This window comes from Actinomycetota bacterium (genome assembly GCA_030019255.1).
Classification (GTDB): Bacteria; Actinomycetota; Geothermincolia; order Geothermincolales; family RBG-13-55-18; genus Solincola_A.
In genome coordinates this window covers 112,370-129,529 of sequence record JASEFK010000004.1, presented here as the reverse complement: position 1 = coordinate 129,529, position 17,160 = coordinate 112,370, and the positions used below count along the sequence as shown (strand labels likewise).

The following is a 17,160-nucleotide window of genomic DNA, read 5'->3' as shown; positions in this document are numbered from 1 at the left end:
GAATGACGTATGGTTATATCTTCCAATAAGGTCGGAGGGTCCCCTGGACGAGCTCCACCACTTCTATGCCTCGGTCGGAGGCGGGAAGCCCCTTCCCGTGCACCTCCTCGTCCTCCACCCTCAGCTCCTCCCCGGCCAGCACGGCCACCGTATTGGCGATGGACCTGGCCACCGCGGTGAGGTTGTACCCGCCCTCCAGGCAGACAAGCATCCTTCCGCCGCACACCTCTTCGGCCAGTTTCTTGAGACGCGCAGCCATCTCCGCATAGGAGGTGGACTTGAGGAGCATGGAGCACAGGGGGTCGCTGAAGTGGCCGTCGTAACCGGCAGAAACCAGCACCAGCTCAGGCTGGTAGCGAAGGGCCAGGGGGATGATCACCCGGTCGAAGGCAGCCAGGTAGACCTCCTCCCCGGTACGCGCCGGCAGGGGGAAGTTCACCGTGTAGCCCTCCCCCTTGCCCTCGCCCAGCTCGCGGTAACTCCCGGAACCCGGATAGTGGGGGTACTGGTGAAGGGAGACATATAGCACCCGGTCGTCCCGGTAGAAGATGTCCTGGATGCCGTTGCCGTGATGGGCATCCCAGTCCACGATGAAAACCCTGGAAATCCCAAATCTTTCCATGGCGAATCTTGCCGCCACCGCGTTGTTGTTGAACAGGCAGAACCCCATACCCCGGGTGGCGGTGGCGTGATGTCCCGGCGGGCGAGCCAGGCAGAAGGCGTTGTCGATCTCCCCGGAGAAGATGCGTTCCAGGCCCTCCAGGGCCGCGCCCGCCGAGCGCAGGGCCGCCTCGTAGGAACGCGTGCCCACGTGAGTATCCGGGTCCAGCCACCCGCCCCCGGAATCGGCCACCCTCTTCACGCTCTCGATGTAAGCTCTCGGGTGGACCAGCTCGACCTCCTCCACGGCGGCGTCCCGCGGCGAGAGGACGCGCACCTTCTCCGCGAGGCCGGTGCTCTCCAGCATCTCCATGGCCTTTTCCAGCCGCTCCGCCCTTTCCGGGTGCCCGAGACCGGTGTCATGCTCCAGGAAAAGGGGATCGTAAAATACCGCCGTGCGACTCATCTCCCTACCCCCGTGAACCGTTCGTGCTCCCCCGCCCCGGAGCGGGGGAGCGGACCGCAACTCCACGCCCGTTGCATACGGCGAGGCTCGGAAACTCAGCCGCGCCTTGCGCCTCTCCCCACCCTAAAGTGCGAGGAGGAACGATGAATCAACCGTGAGCGGGTGAGATAACCTTAAATTCCTTCCCGGCACCGGAGAAGCCGGGTGCGGCTCCTCCGCATCATCTGGTTATGCGTACTGCCCCGCAGAAGTCCCTTCTCCTCCCCAGGTCGGCGATGCGCACCACGTCCCCGGTGCGGGGCGCATGGATGTACTGCCCGTTTCCGATGTAAAGACCCACGTGCCCGTACCCGTGGAAGAAGACTAGGTCCCCGGGCTGCAGCTCGGAATAGGACACGGGCACCCCGCAGCGGGCCTGCATGTAGGAGCTGTGCGGGAGCCTGATGCCCACCTGGGCGTAACAGTACATCACCAGGCCCGAGCAGTCGAAGGCGTCCGGGCCGGCCGCCGCGTACCGATAGGGTTTTCCGAGTTGAGCATACGCTATTTTTACCACGTCCGGAGCGTAGGGCGGGGCGGGCGGTGGGGGAGTGCGGGGACGGCTGGTGACCGCGGGGCGGGAAACGGTTACCGTTGCCCTTCGGGCCTCCTCCTCGGCGATGAGGCGGTTGACCTCCGCCTCCACTCCGGCCAGGAGCTCCTTCCTCCTCTGCAGGTCGGCCTCGATCTGGCTCTTCTGGGTAGCCAGGCGGGCCATCTCGGCATCCAGGGCCGCGCGCTGCGCCTCCAGCTCCGTCCGGACGGCTTCCACCTCCTGCCGCGAGGTTATCAAGGAAACGATGATCTCCACGTCGTTACCGCTGATGCGCCGGGCCCGGTCAAGGTTGGTGTAGAGGTCGTCCACGGTCCGGCACTCAGTGAGGACCTCCAGGATGTCCGCGTTCCCCGACTTGTAGAGCTCCCTCACCCGCTGGCCCAATATGTCCTTCCGCCTCTCCATCTCAGCGGTCAGGGCCGCCAGGCGCCTCTCCTTCTCCGCTATGGCCGCCCTGGTCTGCTGCACACGGTAATTGGTGAGGTTATACTGCTCGACTATCGTCTCCAACCTGGCGTCTATCCTCTGGACCTCGTCCTTTATCCGCTCCAGTTCCCGCTTCTTGTCCTGCACCGGATCCGCAGGCGATACGGCCACAGTGAGGAGAACCAGCACGAAGGTTATAAGGAGAGCCAGGGCGCGAACCGCTCCTCTCAACCTTCCGTTCCTTCCAATCCCTGTATTTTCCATCTCCACGCTCTTCCTCAAATTCCACCCTCCATAAAACAATTCATGGAGAATGATAACATAACCTTCCCCCGGACCGGAAATGAAGGCCAACACAGTACTATGGATTGCAGCAAGAGAGATCACCCCTTTTCCTGAAATTTTCCTCTGTTCAGTCGTGATGATAGGGTGGTCTCTCAATCTTTTTCAACCCTAAGAAGCGGCCACTGAAACGATACGGCATCAGCGCCTATTGAGGCGATACCGCATCAAACGCGGGGTCGAGGTTTACGGCACGGGAGATCGCCCACTTCCTCCTGTTCAACCTGTCCGTTTCGCCTGGATAACGAGGTTGTTCATTGACTTTCCCACATCGAAAATATCCGTGGAAACGGCAGGTTTCCCGGCCGTTCACGGTCCGGGGCTTACCCCCGCTATCCCTTCTGGCGTGCGGTGAATATCAGGGTGACCTCGTTTCCCTCCCGGTTGAACCTCAGCTCGTCGGCGTAATGCCTTACGATCACCAGGCCCCTTCCCCTCTCGGAGAGCGCATCGGCCGGAGCTCCCTCCCCCGAGGTCAGCAGGCGGTGGTCGAAGCCCTCCCCCTCGTCCCTCACCCTGATGACCGCCCGCCTGGGCTCCGCCTTGACGGTTATGTAGACCTTCTTGGTCCGGTCGCAGCGGTTGCCGTGCTCCATGGCGTTGTGCAGAAGCTCCTCCAGGCACAGGCGGAGGATGAGGGGGTCGCTGAGTCCCTCGAAGCCGCGCAGGGTCTCGAGGACGCTGTCGATGACGTACCTTATCTGGCGGACGTCGGTTCCCACGGTCATGGTGAGGTCGTAGAGCTCCTCCAACTCGAGCACCATGACGGCGATATCGTCGGGCTGGGGGGCATCTCCCGCGAAGAGCATGATTTCGTCCACCAGGACGTCCAGGAAGCCCTCGATGTCCTCCCCGCCACGCGCCTTCATCAGTTCTACCAGTTTTTTCCTTCCCAGCACCTCCCCCCGCGCGTTGAGCGCCCCGGTCAGGCCGTCGGTGTAGAGGAGCACGCGGTCGCCCCTGTTCAGCTTGACCGTCCGCTCCTGGTATCCACCGTCGTCCATGAGGCCCACCGGGAAGCCCTCCCCCTCCAGCACCTCTACAATCCCGTCCTCCTTCCTCCACAGAAGGGGGGGCTCGTGGCCGGCCCTGGCGTAGGTCAGCGTGTTTTCGTTGTTGTCGTAGAAGGCGTAGAAGAGGGTGGCGAACCCGTACTGCGACTCGGAGAAGAAGCGGCGGAAGGCGGTGTTGGCCTCGTCCAGAATGGTGCGCGGCGAGATATGGTGGCGCCCCAGCTCGTAGAGCACGGCGGTGAGCACCGACATGATCAGGGCGGCGGGAAGGCCTTTGTTGGCCACGTCCCCGATCATCAGCCCGAACTTCTGGGGGCAGAACTCGGTGCGCAGCTTCTGGCACCTGTCCTGCGTGTCCGTGGAACAGTAGAAGCAGAAGCGCGAATCCCGCGCCAGGGGTATCACGCTGAAGAAATCGCCGCCCACCGCCGAGGCGGGCATCAGCCGGGAGACCAGGCGCACCGAGGCGCAGGGCACGTGGGTGGAGACGATGGACCGCTGGATGCGGCTGGCCAGGCGCAGCTCCTTCCCCAGCTGCTCCTGTTCCCGCTTCAGTTCCCGGTAGAGGCGAGCGTTCTCGATGGCCACCGCGGCCATGTCCGCGAAGGAGAGCAGGTGCTCGAGGTCGCGGTGGTCGAAGCGGTGGGTCCTAGTGCAATTGGATACGTTGAGGACCCCGATGATCCTCTCCCCGGCCCGCAAAGGAACGGCCAGGGCGCTCTTCACCGATGGGTCGGTGCCCCGGAAGCGCCGGTCGGCCACCGCGTCCTGCAGGATGAGGGGTTCGCCGGTCCTGGCCACCCACCCGGAGATGCCCTGCCCCACGGGGACGCGGAAGTCACGCTCCCCGTCCAGGCCCCGGGCCGCCTTCACCACCAGCTCCCCGGTATCCTCCTCGAGGAGCATGATGCTTCCCCTCTCCGCCTCCAGGAGCTCCATGGCCTGGTCCAGCACGCGGTCCAGCCGGTTCTCCAGGCTGAGGGTGGAGGCCAGAAACCTCCCCAGGCGGAGAAGCTCCCCTTCATCCTCACGGGACTCCCGCCCCCCGGGGACCTTTCCGGCTTCCTCCTCGGGCATTCGAGCGCTCACTTGAAACTCGCCAGTGCCTCCCCTTCGTCCTCGAAGATGTCGATGATCTTGGTGAAGCGCACCACGTCCAGGAGCTCCCGGATGGTCTCCGTCGCCCGGAGGATCTTGAGGCTGCCGCGGTTCTGCGAGCATTTCTTGAAGACGTCGGCGATGATGCTCAGGCCCGCCGTGTTAATGTAAGTAAGACCCTCGATATCCAGGACAAGGTTGTAACAACCCTCATTCATGACCTTTTGCAGCGCCTCGCCGAAACCCTCCACGGTCTCGGAGTCCACCACCCCGGAGACCCTGACCACGGCAATCTCGCCCCCGTCGCCATGCCGGGACACCGCTATCTCCATCGACCGACCTCCTCTCCGGGACCCGTTCCTTACCTCGACCGACTCGTCCGACAGTGAAGTTATCGGCATCCGCCGGGGGCTGTTTAACCCGCTCGTGCGTCTCGGGAGGGGGTAAAACGTATCCCCCTGCCTGCCTTTGCCTCCCCGGCCCCAAAAGCCCGCGAAAATATGTCGCCAAGGACCGCGCCGATGGAGCGCCCCCTTGACGGCCCGCGGGGAACGAGGGAATGAAGCGTTATCCCCGTTGGTGCCGTTGCGCCGGGATGAGAGGCAGGCCCCGCCCACCGCGGGCCACGAAAACGGGTATAATACAACATGTAGTATTGAATTGCAAAATTTTTTCCTATATATTGTAGTCAAGGAAAGGAAGTCGGCATGAAGGAAGATCGCGCCCTCTTTCCCTTCACGGCCATCGTGGGGCAGGAGAAGCTGAAGCTCGCCCTGCTGGTCATCGCCGTGGACCCCAGCATCGGGGGGCTGCTCGTCAGGGGAGAGCGCGGCACTGGCAAATCCACCGCCGCCCGGGCCTTGGCCGAGCTCCTGCCGGAGATGGAAGTGGTGGCCGACTGTCCCTTCTCCTGCAATCCCCACGACGAGGAGGAGATGTGTTCCTCCTGCCTCTCCCGCTGGCAAAGGGGCGAGCCACTTCCGGTGGCCAGCCGGCCCATGCGCTTCGTGACCCTGCCCCTCAACGCCAGCGAGGACCGCCTGGTGGGCACCCTGGACCTGGAGAAGGCCATGCGGGAGGGGGTGAAGGACTTCGAGCCCGGAATCCTGGCCGCCGCCAACCGCGCCATACTCTACGTGGACGAGGTCAACCTGCTCGAGGACCACCTGGTGGACCTGCTCTTGGACGCCGCCGCCATGGGAGTCAACGTGGTGGAACGGGAGGGGGTCTCCTTCTCCCACCCCTCCAGGTTCATCATGGTGGGCACCATGAACCCCGAGGAGGGCGAGCTGCGTCCCCAGCTCGAGGACCGCTTCGGCCTCTGCGTGGAGGTGAACGGGGAAAAGGACGTGGCCCGGCGCATGGAGATAATGCGCAGGCGCCGCCTCTTCCTGGAGGACCCTCACCTCCTGCGCGCCCGCTTCCAGCCTCAGCAGGAGGAGCTGCGCCGGAGGGTAATGGAGGCGCGGAACAAACTCTCCTCGGTGGAGGTCCCGGATGAGCTCATGGAGCTCATCGCCCGCATCTGCGTGGAGCTGGGGGTCTGCGGCCACCGGGCGGACATCGCTACCTTTCAGGCGGCGCGGGCCATGGCCGCCCTGGAGGGCAAGGGGAGGGTGGAGGAGGGCCACGTCCGGGAGGCGGCGGAGATGGCCCTCCTCCACCGCCTACGCCGCACTCCCTTCGACGATCAGCTCAAGGAGCTGGAACGCTTGGATCGCCTCATCCGGAGGGGCGGAAAATCCCTGGAGCTCCCCCTGCAGGACGTCCCCCTCCCCGAGGAGGATAGCTCCCCGGTGCCCGGGCCGGGCGACGGTCCCCATGCGGGAGCCCGGGAGCAGGCGGCTGAAAAGCCCTCCCCGCCCGTATCCCCGGACCTGGAGGTCCCCCCTCTCCAGGCCCTGGTCACGGGCGCGGTGAGGACGGGAAACGGGAAGAGGAGCACGGCGGTCACGGAAGCGGGAAACGGCAGGAAGGTGGGGCACCGCCTTCCCCGCCCGGACGAGAACCTGGGATCCGGCAGCCTGGCCGTGGAGGCCACCTTGCGCGCCGCGGCGGGAAGGACGGCGGGAAGCGGCGAACCCTTCACCATCCGCGGCGAGGACCTGCGGGCCTCCATCCGCAAGCGCAAGGTGGGCAACCTTATCCTCTTCATCCTTGACGCCAGCGCCTCCATGGGCTGCCGGGAGCGCATCGAGTCCACCAAGAAGGTGGTGCAGCGCCTTCTCGTGGACGCCTACCAGAAAAGGGACCGGGTGGGCCTGATAACCTTCCGGGACCGCAAGGCCCAGCTGGTGCTTAGCCCCACCTCCAGCGTACACCTGGCCAACCTGCGCATCCGCGACCTGGCCACCGGAGGGGCCACTCCCCTGAACCACGGCCTGGCCATGGGCCTCATGGTGGCCAGGCGGGAGCTGCGCCGCGATCCCGACTTGGTCCCTCTCCTGGTGCTTATAACCGACGGCCACGGCAACGTGAGCCTGGCCTCCGAGGACCCCTGGAGGGAAAGCCTGGCCATCGCGGAGAAGATCCGCTCCGAGGGCCTGCAGGGCGTGGTCCTGGACACCTCCAACCCTAACTTCCGCCTGGGAAGAGCCGCCGCCACCCAGGCTCGGCGCATCGCCGAGGCCATGGGGGCCGCTTACTACCACCTCTCCACCCTGCAGCCCGAGGAGATGCTGGAAAAATTGGGCAATCACCTCTGAGCCCGCCGCGCGCGTTCGCGACCGTAAAGGGCTTCTCCCGGCGTTATCCGGATAAAAGCCCCGAACCACCTGGGGATGGAACGTTCGTGGAAAGGAGGAAGACGCCTGTAGGGAAGTCATTCCCGAACCCTCAGGGATGGAGCGTCCGTTCCGGCGGAATATCCGTCATTCCACCTGGCGCGACGGGCCCGCTCGACATCGGTTTGCGGGATGGGCGGAAGCGGCATCAGCATTCCTTTTCCCGTCGCACGTAGATAAGGGCCCGATTCCTCGAGAATGATGAAGAAGACATTCCCACGGAGGCGCCATTACCATGCATAATCCCGACCCTCAAAGGATGAAGCCCTATCTGCCGATAATGAGACTTGGACATCCGGGGGTAGGAAATGGAAAAGGAGAGGCCGAGACTTCCGGACGGCGGCCGGGAAAGCCGCCGGCCGGAGAGGTACCTGCCGGTCCTCATGGCGGCGGTCGTCGCCGTGCTCACCGCCGGGATAATGGCGGTCACCACGTTTATGGGCCCGCCCTACCGGTACCTCGTCGGCGGGGCGCTGGGGGCATGCGTGGTGGGACTCGGCGTCTTCCTGGCCTGGGACTGGTGGCGCTACCGCGAACAGAACAAGCAATACATAGAGGAGATAACCGACCTCAACCTGCGCTTCGGCATCCTGGCCGACGCGGTGAGCGCGGTGAGCTCCACCCTGGACCTCAAGGAGCTGGTGGAGAACATCCTGGGGGTCATGCTTGCCCTCACCAACTCGAGTATCGGGGTGGTGCTGGTCCCCGACGAGGAGGGGAAACACCTCCAGGTGCTCTCCCACCGCGGATTCCGCGAGGAGGCGGTGCGGGGTCTCAAGATACCCGTGGGCAAGGGAGCGGTGGGCAAGGCCTTCCTCACCGGCAGGATGACCATCCGCGACAACCTGCCCCGGGATCCCCGGGCCGCGGAGACCTATACCGGCGGCAAGAGCCCGCGTTCCCAGGTGATCATGCCCCTCAAGGCCAAGGGCCAGGTGGTGGGGCTGGCGGTCACCGCCACCTGCGAAGAACACGAGTACAAGCCGGAGGAGATCAACCTTCTCACCAGCCTGGGACACGAGCTGGCGGTGGCCATGATCAACGTGGAACTGTACAAGAAGAGCCAGAGGACCCTGGAATGGCTAGCAGATACGCAGGAATACACGGAACACTTCATCCAGGAGATGCTAGCCGGGGTGCTGGTCATCAACGCGGAAGGAGACGTCATCTACTTCAACCGCGAGGCCTCGGAGATGCTGGGCCTGCAGGCCAAGGAGGTGCTGGGGATAAACTACCGGGACATGGTAAGGGAGAGGGAGAAGTTCCGTTCCCTCTCCTATCTCCAGCCCATCCTGCGCCTGTGCATGGAGGAGGGCCGCACCTTCCGCCACCACGAACTGGTCATCGAAGGCCCGGAAGGGCGGCGCATGATCCTGAACTTCAACGCCTTCCCCCTGCACCGGGCCAAGGGAGAGATGATGGGTGCGGCGGTGGTCTTCATGGACGTCACCGGGGTCAAGGAGATGGAACGGAGGCTGCGCCAGCAGGACCACCTGTCCATCCTGGGACAGATGGCGGCCAAGATCGCCCACGAGGTCAAGAACCCGCTCTTCGCCATCATCGGCCTGGCCGACGAGCTGGAGGAGGAGGAGCAGGACCCGGGCAAGAAGCGGCTGCTGGAGATGATCCGCCGGGAAGCGACCCTCAGCAACCAGTGGATCTCCGGGATGCTCGCCTTCAGCCGATCCTCCTTCCCGGCCGCCGAGAAAGCCACCCTCCTGCTGAGCGAGGAGGTGCCCTCCCTGATCGCCGATTTCCTGCGCGCCAACGGGAGGGAGGGCGTGGAGGTGGTGCCGGAGCTTCCCGACGGCCTGCCCCCGGTCATGTTCACCAGGGACAACCTGCGCCACGTGCTCTTCAACCTCCTAGAGAACGCCTTCCATGCCATGCCCGGCGGGGGCATGGTCACGGTGCGGGCCAGGGACACCGGAAACGGCTTCGTGGAGATGACCGTGGAGGACACCGGCTGCGGCATCCCCGCGGACGTCCTCCCATCCATATTCGACCCCTTCTTCACCACCAAGGAAGGGGGCACCGGGCTGGGACTGTCAATCGTGCAGAAGATCCTTCTGGACTGCGGAGGAGGCATAGATGTACGCTCACGAGAGGACGGGGGAACGGTCTTCACCCTCAAGCTCCCGACTCGAGGGGTCGGCAATGGACACCAGGCCTGAGACCAAGCTGCTTATCGTGGACGACAACGAAGGCGTCCGCCACCTCGTATCCCGCTGGCTGGAACGGGCAGGCTTCCACGTGGAGGAGGCCAGCGACGGTGCGGAAGCGGTGGAGATGGTGAGGAAGGAACCGCCCGATGTCATCCTGGCAGACATCCGCATGCCCAAGATAGACGGGATCGAGCTGGCCCGCATCGTGAAAGGGGAATTCCCACACGTCAAGATCATCCTCATGACTGCCTACTCCTCGCCTCAGACCATTGCCCAGGCGAAGAGGGAGGGGGTGGACGACTACCTGGAGAAGCCCTTCACCAAGGACCAGGTGGAGAAGATGGCCCTGGATATCATTTCCAGGTAAGGGTCTCCGGGCGAACGTCGGGCTCAGTCAGGGAGGGGCACGAGCGTCCTTCTGCGCCGCTCGAAAAGGGCTATCTCCCGATACCCCACCCGGCTCAGCAACTCCACCGCCGCCCCGTAATCTCTTCCCACCTCCTCGGGTGAATGGGCGTCGGAACCGAGGGTCACCGGTATGCCCCTTTCCCGGCACAGGCGCAGGAAATCCTCACCGGGATACATCTCGCCCACCGGCTTGCTCAACCCCGCCGTGCTCACCTCTACCGCCAGCCCCGCCGCGGCCACTCGGTCCAGGCAGGACTCGTAGAGCGGCCCCACGTCCCCGCGGGGCCGGAAGCCGAACTTCTTTATGAGGTCCGGGTGGGCCAGGACATCGAAGAGCCCGCACTCGGCGGCGTCTCCCAGGACCTGGAAATACCTGGCCCAGAGCGCGTGGAGGTCCCGGCCGCGGTATCCTTCCACGTACCGCGGGTCGTCGAAACCCCATCCGTCCAGGAAATGCACCGAGCCCATGACGTAATCGAAGGCATGCGCGGAGAGGATCTCCGCCGTCCTTTCCTCGTAGCCCGGCAGGTAGTCCACCTCGATCCCCAGGCGGACGCGGATCCCGGAGACGCTCTCCGCGAGACGGCTCACCTCCCTCACGTATTCCGGCAATTCTTCCAGGCCCATGCTCAAGGTGGGGTCCTGCAGGTGGAGGAGTGGGAAGTGGTCGGAGAAGCCCACCTCGGAGAGGCCCAGGCGCATGGCCCTGGCCACGTATTCCTCCAGGTCCCCAACGGCGTGGCCGCAGCGCGGGGTGTGCAGATGGTAGTCCACCAGTCCCTTCGTCTCCATGCCCCCGAGGATACCAGAAGGCGGACTTGAGCGCATGATTCCCGGGTGCTTCCCCGCCTGAGGCGCACCGCAGGCCCTGCCCTATCGCGGGGGGTCACCCGTCCATGCGGCCGCTGAGATGACGGGGTTCATCCGGAACGGCACCTGGGCGACCGGCGGGCCCGGTTTGGTAGCTCAAGGAGCCTGATGTTATACTTTGAGGATGTACATGGTAAGACATTCCGGCATGTCGAAAGGAGGATCCGGCCATGGGGAAGGCTCGTAAGCTGTCCAAGGCGGAAAAAAGGCTCTCCAAGCTGGAGAAGCTGAAGGGGAAGTTGCAAAAGAAGCTGGCCAAGCTGGAGAAGGAAGAGGCCAAGCTGCAGAAAAAGGCGGACAAGCTGAGCAGGAAGCTGGAGGCCTGAAACCCGGGATCCGAGGCAGAAACCTTCCCCGCGCCGGAGAAGGATGCGGGGAAGTTTCGTCCGCGCTTTCGATCGGAGTCGGGGCGCATTTCCTTCAAAAGCAGGTTATCTCCATAAACTCACGGTAGCGGGCCTCGATGTCCTCCCTGCTCAGCGCACTCAGGCGCCGGCAGGAGAAGTCCTCCACGGCGAAGGAGGCGGTGACGCTCCCGTACACCACGGCGTGGCGGATGGCTTCCTCGCTTATCTCCGGCGCCCTGGAAAGGGAACCCAGGAAACCGCCCCCGAAGGAATCCCCGGCCCCGGTGGGATCGAAGACCGATTCGAGGGGATAGGCCGGGAGGGAGAAGAAGGTCCCCTCCCCGAGCATGATCACCCCGTGCTCTCCCTTCTTGATGATCACCCGGCTGGGACCCATTTCCAGAAGTTTCCTTCCCGCGGCGATGAGGTTGGGTTCGCCGGCCAGCTGGCGGGCCTCGGCATCGTTGAGCAGGAGGTAATCCACCCGGGCGATGGTCCGCAACAGCTCGTCGCGCTTGTTCTCTATCCAGTAGTTCATGGTGTCGCAGAGAACCAGCCGGGGAGAGTGCACCTGGTCCAGCACCATGGACTGGAGCGCTGGATCGATGTTGGCCAGGAAAACGAACTCCGAGTCCCGGTATTCCTCTGGTATCTCGGGCCGGAAGTTCTCGAAGACGTTGAGCTGGGTTTCCAGGGTGTGGGCGTCGTTCAGGTCGTACTCGTAGTAGCCGCGCCAGCGGAAGGTTTTACCGGGCACCACCTGGAGCCCGCGCAGGTCCACTCCCCGGGAACGAAGAAATTCCAGGTGCTCGTCGGGGAAGTCCTCCCCCACCACGGCCACCATTCTCACACGGTTGAAGAAGGAGGCCGCCACGCTGAAGAAGGTCGCCGAACCTCCCAGCACCTCCTCGACCTCCCCGAAGGGGGTACGCACCGAGTCCAGGGCCACGGAGCCCACCACCAGTATGCTCATCCCTACCTCCGTTTCCTTTCCGTTTTTCCCCGGGACGGGTTTTCCCTCGCCGCGCCCCGCGCCCGTCCCCTTATACCCGTCCTTAGCTTACCACGCGCCCGTCGCCGCATCCTCGCTGCCCGTCCCGGCTCTTGCCCCGGGCAGGATACGCCCGGAAACCTCCCTGCTTCCGGAATCCGCCTCCGGAGGATATGAACCTGTACCCTTCGCTCCCTGCCCACGAAATCCCCGTGGACTTCCGACCGCAAACCCGGGGACTTGTGCCACCGCGCCTGTTTTTCCTCCGCTTCCGGAATCCGCCTCCGGAGGATATGAACCCAGTTTCCCCCGTTTCCTCCCCTTTAGTTCACCGGGGACCCCGGCGCGGGCTGCAGGACCGCGAAATTCCACCCCTTTCCCCTCTATTCTCCATTTCCGGATCCACGCTTCCGGGATGAGGGAGCTCAATCCACCGTCCTCCGCGCCGGGTTAAAGTTGAATTGAAGGCGGGTAAACGGTATATTTTCAACTGCAAAAACGGAAGCGAGGTGATCGAACATGCCGACCTACGAGTACAAGTGCCTCGACTGCAGCGACGTGTTCGAGACCGTGCACGGGATGAACGAGAGCGTGGATAACTGTCCCCGCTGCGGCGGGAAGGTGCGCCGCCTCTTTCACCCCGTGGGGATAATCTTCAAGGGCTCCGGCTTCTACAAGACCGACTCCCGCGCCTCGGACAACGGGAAGGGGAAAGCGGGAGCGGAAAAGGCGGCCGGTGAGGCGGAAAAGGTGGAGGAAAAGGCCTCCGTGGGAGGGGAGGAAAGCCCCGGCACCTGAGGAGGAAGCGAGGGAAGGCGTGAAGGGGGAATCATGGGACTGCCCGAGGCCAGGATAGGGATATTTGGAGGATCAGGCTTCTACTCCTTCATCAAGGGAGGGAAGAGCTACGCCGTGCACACCCCCTTCGGACCACCCAGCGACCGCTTCACCCACGGGGAGCTGGCCGGGATACCGGTGGTCTTTTTGCCCCGGCACGGCAGGTATCACCAGTTCCCTCCCCACCGCATCAACTACCGGGCCAACGTCTACGGGATGCGGGAGTTCGGCGTGGAACGCATCATCTCCCCCGGGGCCTGCGGGTCCCTGCAGCGTGAGATCCCTCCGGGGACCTTCGTCCTCTGCGACCAGTTCGTCGACCGGACCGGGCGCCAGGAGTGCACCTTCTACGATGGTCCGGCCGCGGTGCATATAAGCTGCGCCGAGCCCTACTGCCCGGAGATGCGCGAGGTCTGCGCCCGCCTGGCCGGGGAGCTGGGAATCCCCTGCCGGAACGGGGGGACGGCGGTGATCATCAACGGGCCGCGCTTCAGCACCCGGGCGGAGAGCCGCTGGTACCACGCCCAGGGATGGGACGTCATCAACATGACCCAGTATCCCGAGGTGGTCCTGGTACGGGAGCTGGGCATGTGCTATCTCAACATCTCCCTGGTCACCGACTGGGACGTGTGGGTGGCCGACGAGGAGGGTGTCAAGACGGTGACCGCGGAGGAGGTGGGGCGCGTGTTCCGCGAGAACAACGAAAAGCTGCTCCTTCTCCTGGAGAAGCTGGTTCCCGCCCTAGCCGCGGAACGCACCTGCGACTGTGCCTCCGTGCTGGACGAGGCCACCATCAGCCCCCTCGAGCTGGAGGAATCTCCCTGAGAGAAGAAGGATAAGGTGATCCCCAGAAGAGGACTGCGCATCGCCACCTTCCGCGGCATCGACATCTTCCTCCACTGGAGCTGGTTCGTGGTCTTTTTCCTCCTCTTCTGGGTGGTGATGCAGTTCTTTCACGACAACCTGACTTCCGGCACCGCCTCCTACCTTCCGGCGGCTCTGGTGACCACCTTTTTCTTCTTCCTTTCCGTGCTGCTCCACGAGCTGGCCCACTCGCTGGTGGCCAACCGCAACGGAGTTCCCATCAACCGCATCACCCTCTTCGTCTTCGGTGGGGTGGCCCAGATGGGCAGGGAGGTAACTTCTCCGGGAGTGGAGTTCAAGATGGCCGTGGCCGGGCCGCTCTGCTCCTACGCCCTGTGCCTGCTCTTCGGAGCCCTGGCCTACGCGGCCTTCGCCCTGGGACTGGAGAGCATGTCCTTTGGCTTCACCCTCCTGGCGGCGGTCAACTTCGGGCTGGGGACCTTCAACTTGGTTCCCGGATTCCCCCTGGACGGGGGCAGGATACTCCGTTCCCTCCTCTGGCACCACTGGGGAGACCTGGAAAGAAGCACCCGGGCGGCAAGCCGCCTGGGGCAGGGAGTGGGCGCCCTCCTGGTCCTGGGGGGCGCGGGAATGCTCCTCTTGGACATGGTCCACGGCGGATATGACCTCCTCTTCTCCGGAACCTGGTTCATCCTCATCGGGACCTTCCTTATCCAGGCGGCCGCCGGCAGCTACCGGCAGACCCGCCTGCATTCCGCCCTCCAGGGACGCCGGGTGGAAGAAATCCTGCGCCCCGGAACCCCGGCCGCGGACCTCTCCGCCACCCTGGAAGAAGTTTACAGGGTATACCTGGAAAGGGCTCCCGGGACCACCGTCCCCGTACTGGGACAGGGGAAGCTGGTGGGCGAGGTCAGGTTGACCCACCTCAAGAAGGTGCGCCGCGACCTGTGGGGAGAGACGCCGGTGAGCTCGGTGGCCGCCCCGGTGCGGGCAGGAGAGGTCTGTACGCCCGACCTCCCCTTGCTGGAAGCCCTCGCCCTCCTGGAAAAAAGCGGCAGGGAGTTTCTGTGGGTCGTGGAGGAGGGCCGCCTCAAGGGCGTCGTCATCCGCTCGGACGTGCGCCGCCTGGTGGGGGGATAATATAATAATTACACTTAAGACCGCGCGTACGCTCCACATCCCGGCACGGGTCACCGACGGGGAGGGGAGCGGCGGGGAGGGAAGGGTGAAAGGCTTTACGGAGTAGAGGAAGGAGCAGCCCATGAAAACGCGCATCACCGAGCTTTTGGGCATCGAGCATCCCATACTTCTTTCCGGCATGAGCTGGATAAGCGTGCCCAGCATGGTAGCGGCGGTCTCCAACGCCGGAGGCCTGGGCCTTCTGGCCACCGGGGTGCTGGACACGGAGGAGACCAGGAAGGCGGTGAGGGAAATCCGTGAACTCACGGACAAGCCCTTCGGCGCCAACGTGTCCCTGCTCTTCCCCGGCGCGGCCCAGAACGCCCAGGTGCTCCTGGAGGAGAAGGTGCCGGTCATCAACTTTTCCCTGGGCAAGGGAGACTGGATAGTGCAGGCCGCCCACGAGTACGGGGGGAAGGTGCTGGCCACGGTGACCAACCTCCGCCATGCCCGCCGGGCCCAGGAATACGGCTGCGACGCGATCATCGCCACCGGGAACGAGGCGGCCGCCCACGGGGAACAGGTGACCACCTTCTGCTTGGTGCCCAGCCTGGCCTCCAACCTGGACATACCAGTCATCGCCGCCGGTGGAGTGGGCGACGGGCGGGGTCTGGCCGCCGCGCTGGCGCTTGGGGCAGAAGGGGTGGCCATGGGAACCCGCTTCATGACCACCGTGGAGAGCCCCCTGCACGAGAACTACAAGCGTCTCTCCCTGGAGAAGGACGTCTATGACACCCTCTATTCCAAGCGCTTCGACGGGCTGTGGTGCCGGGTACTGGACACCGAAGGGGCGCGCAAGGCCATCAAGCGGGGCCTCAACCCCATCCAGATGCTCAAGGCCATCCCCAACTCCCGGGCCATCGCCCAGATGCTCAAGCTCCCCTACTGGAAGCTCTTCATCGGGGTCCTGGCCTCGGGATGGCAAAACGCCAAGCAGCTGGCCTACATGGCCAACGCCTTCAAGCTCATCCGCATCGCCACTGAGGACGGGGACACGGTCAACGGCGTGCTCCCCGTGGGGCAGGTGACCGGCCTTCTCCACGACATCCCCACGGTCAAGGAAGTCATAGAGCGCACGGTGAGCGAGGCGGAGGAGATCATCCGCCAGCTGGGCACCAAGATCGGCTGAGCCCGGACGGCCGGTGGTAACGCCCTCCCGGGTTTTCGTATTCCCTGGGAAGGGGAGATCGTGCCCCGAGTCTTGCTCACCGTCCTTCCTGCTCGCCCGATATTCCCGGGAGCGGAGGTTACGCCCGGGTCTTGTGCATAAGTTATACATGTTATATAATTCCACCATGGACGTCGGGTTGGTCGAGTACCTGAAAGGAGCCTCCCGGGAGGAGGGAGGCTTCCGGGTGGTGCCTCACGGGGCCATTCGAGAAGCGGCGCGTCGGGCGGGACTCGCGCCCATCGAGGCGGAGATGGCGTGCCTGGAGGCCGGGTTGGTTCCCGCGCGCTACCAGCGGAACATGGGGACTCTGGGCATGCAGGGGCAGCTCCGCCTCCTGCGTTCCTGCGTGGGGGTTTGCGGACTCGGGGGGCTGGGGGGATACGTGGCCGAGCTCCTGGCCCGCTACGGGGTGGGCCGCCTCATCCTGGTCGATGGGGACGCCTTCGAGGAGAACAACCTCAACCGGCAGCTCCTGTGCCGGGAGTCGGACCTCGGCCGACCCAAGGCGGAGAGGGCCGGCGAGCGCGTGCGGGAGGTCAATTCCTCCCTCCAGGTCATCGCCCTTCAGCTCCTGGTAACCACGGAAAACGTGACCGAGGTCTTCTCGGGAGCCGAGGTGGTGGTTGACGCCCTGGACAACGTCCCCTCCCGCCTGGCCCTCGAGGAGGGCTGCGCCCGCCTGGGCGTGCCAATGGTGCACGGCGCCATCGCCGGCCACGCCGGGCAGGTGATGACCGTCTACCCTGGGGACCCCGGCCTGAGGGTACTCTACGGCGACGCCGGCGAGCGGGGTGTGGAGGTGGTGGAGGGGAACCCTCCTACCACCCCCGCCCTGGTGGCCACCCTGCAGGCCCAGGAGGTGGTCAAGGTCATCTGCGGTGGAGAGACCATCCGGCACGGCTTCCTGTTCCTGGATACCTCCACCAATCTATTCCAGTTCATCCCCCTGAAGTAAACGGGACCTCACCGGTGACGGTGCCGGACACCTTAACACCGTGATGGAATCCGCATTTTAACGGCAGCCGAACCGGGAGCCCGATGCCG

General features: G+C 64.5%; 15 protein-coding genes. 9 read left to right on the top strand and 6 right to left on the bottom strand.

The genetic code is table 11. The features are described from left to right. Positions 1-13: 13 nt before the first annotated feature. From QME84_04840 to QME84_04825, 4 genes are all read right to left on the bottom strand, one after another. On the bottom strand, positions 14-1,066 hold the full coding sequence (locus QME84_04840) for a histone deacetylase (protein ID MDI6873591.1): 1,053 nt from the start codon (positions 1,064-1,066) through the stop codon (positions 14-16). A 220-nt stretch (positions 1,067-1,286) separates the two neighbouring features. Beyond that, complete coding sequence (locus tag QME84_04835) at positions 1,287-2,318, bottom strand: NlpC/P60 family protein (GenBank protein ID MDI6873590.1); 1,032 nt, start codon at positions 2,316-2,318, stop codon at positions 1,287-1,289. A gap of 443 nt (positions 2,319-2,761) precedes the next feature. Beyond that, positions 2,762-4,531, bottom strand: coding sequence for a SpoIIE family protein phosphatase (locus tag QME84_04830; GenBank protein MDI6873589.1), 1,770 nt, complete (start codon positions 4,529-4,531; stop codon positions 2,762-2,764). Beyond that, entirely contained in the window at positions 4,528-4,872 is a 345-nt protein-coding gene (locus tag QME84_04825; protein MDI6873588.1) for an STAS domain-containing protein, read from the bottom strand. The genes QME84_04830 and QME84_04825 overlap by 4 nt, the downstream gene beginning before the upstream one ends. Positions 4,873-5,247: 375 nt before the next feature. On the opposite strand from QME84_04825, the gene QME84_04820 reads away from it, so the two are divergent. From QME84_04820 to QME84_04810, 3 genes are all read left to right on the top strand, one after another. Then, positions 5,248-7,245: a magnesium chelatase subunit D family protein gene (locus QME84_04820; protein ID MDI6873587.1), complete on the top strand. Its 1,998-nt coding sequence runs from the start codon at positions 5,248-5,250 to the stop codon at positions 7,243-7,245. Between the two features lie 386 nt (positions 7,246-7,631). Beyond that, positions 7,632-9,497: an ATP-binding protein gene (locus QME84_04815; protein ID MDI6873586.1), complete on the top strand. Its 1,866-nt coding sequence runs from the start codon at positions 7,632-7,634 to the stop codon at positions 9,495-9,497. After that, positions 9,481-9,855, top strand: a complete 375-nt coding sequence (locus QME84_04810; GenBank protein MDI6873585.1) for a response regulator — start codon at positions 9,481-9,483, stop codon at positions 9,853-9,855. Before QME84_04815 ends, QME84_04810 begins: the two co-directional genes overlap by 17 nt. 23 nt (positions 9,856-9,878) lie before the next feature. Here the strand turns inward: QME84_04810 and QME84_04805 are convergent, their stop codons facing one another. Next, positions 9,879-10,688: a histidinol-phosphatase HisJ family protein gene (locus QME84_04805; GenBank protein MDI6873584.1), complete on the bottom strand. Its 810-nt coding sequence runs from the start codon at positions 10,686-10,688 to the stop codon at positions 9,879-9,881. Positions 10,689-10,936: 248 nt separating this feature from the next. On the opposite strand from QME84_04805, the gene QME84_04800 reads away from it, so the two are divergent. Beyond that, complete coding sequence (locus tag QME84_04800; GenBank protein MDI6873583.1) at positions 10,937-11,092, top strand: hypothetical protein; 156 nt, start codon at positions 10,937-10,939, stop codon at positions 11,090-11,092. 94 nt (positions 11,093-11,186) lie between these two features. On the opposite strand, the gene QME84_04795 is transcribed toward QME84_04800, so the two are convergent. After that, positions 11,187-12,086 (bottom strand): PfkB family carbohydrate kinase, encoded by a 900-nt coding sequence (locus tag QME84_04795; GenBank protein ID MDI6873582.1) that lies wholly within the window; start codon positions 12,084-12,086, stop codon positions 11,187-11,189. A 537-nt stretch (positions 12,087-12,623) separates the two neighbouring features. Between QME84_04795 and QME84_04790 the strand changes: the two genes are divergently transcribed. From QME84_04790 to QME84_04770, 5 genes are all read left to right on the top strand, one after another. After that, positions 12,624-12,902: a zinc ribbon domain-containing protein gene (locus QME84_04790; GenBank protein ID MDI6873581.1), complete on the top strand. Its 279-nt coding sequence runs from the start codon at positions 12,624-12,626 to the stop codon at positions 12,900-12,902. Between the two features lie 33 nt (positions 12,903-12,935). Beyond that, positions 12,936-13,766: an S-methyl-5'-thioadenosine phosphorylase gene (locus tag QME84_04785; GenBank protein ID MDI6873580.1), complete on the top strand. Its 831-nt coding sequence runs from the start codon at positions 12,936-12,938 to the stop codon at positions 13,764-13,766. 15 nt (positions 13,767-13,781) lie between these two features. Then, on the top strand, positions 13,782-14,906 hold the full coding sequence (locus QME84_04780) for a site-2 protease family protein (GenBank protein MDI6873579.1): 1,125 nt from the start codon (positions 13,782-13,784) through the stop codon (positions 14,904-14,906). A 121-nt stretch (positions 14,907-15,027) separates the two neighbouring features. Next, positions 15,028-16,074, top strand: coding sequence for a nitronate monooxygenase (locus QME84_04775; GenBank protein MDI6873578.1), 1,047 nt, complete (start codon positions 15,028-15,030; stop codon positions 16,072-16,074). Between the two features lie 178 nt (positions 16,075-16,252). Then, a complete protein-coding gene (locus QME84_04770) occupies positions 16,253-17,071 on the top strand; it encodes a HesA/MoeB/ThiF family protein (GenBank protein MDI6873577.1) in 819 nt (272 codons plus the stop codon). Positions 17,072-17,160: the final 89 nt, after the last annotated feature.

Excerpts from the sequence above, each read along its gene's own strand:
- QME84_04840 (MDI6873591.1), bottom strand. The coding sequence starts at position 1,066 with ATGAGTCGCACGGCGGTATTTTACGATCCCCTTTTCCTGGAGCATGAC.
- QME84_04825 (MDI6873588.1), bottom strand. The coding sequence starts at position 4,872 with ATGGAGATAGCGGTGTCCCGGCATGGCGACGGGGGCGAGATTGCCGTG.
- QME84_04820 (MDI6873587.1), top strand. The coding sequence starts at position 5,248 with ATGAAGGAAGATCGCGCCCTCTTTCCCTTCACGGCCATCGTGGGGCAG.
- QME84_04815 (MDI6873586.1), top strand. The coding sequence starts at position 7,632 with ATGGAAAAGGAGAGGCCGAGACTTCCGGACGGCGGCCGGGAAAGCCGC.
- QME84_04810 (MDI6873585.1), top strand. The coding sequence starts at position 9,481 with ATGGACACCAGGCCTGAGACCAAGCTGCTTATCGTGGACGACAACGAA.
- QME84_04805 (MDI6873584.1), bottom strand. The coding sequence starts at position 10,688 with ATGGAGACGAAGGGACTGGTGGACTACCATCTGCACACCCCGCGCTGC.
- QME84_04800 (MDI6873583.1), top strand. The coding sequence starts at position 10,937 with ATGGGGAAGGCTCGTAAGCTGTCCAAGGCGGAAAAAAGGCTCTCCAAG.
- QME84_04795 (MDI6873582.1), bottom strand. The coding sequence starts at position 12,086 with ATGAGCATACTGGTGGTGGGCTCCGTGGCCCTGGACTCGGTGCGTACC.
- QME84_04790 (MDI6873581.1), top strand. The coding sequence starts at position 12,624 with ATGCCGACCTACGAGTACAAGTGCCTCGACTGCAGCGACGTGTTCGAG.
- QME84_04785 (MDI6873580.1), top strand. The coding sequence starts at position 12,936 with ATGGGACTGCCCGAGGCCAGGATAGGGATATTTGGAGGATCAGGCTTC.
- QME84_04775 (MDI6873578.1), top strand. The coding sequence starts at position 15,028 with ATGAAAACGCGCATCACCGAGCTTTTGGGCATCGAGCATCCCATACTT.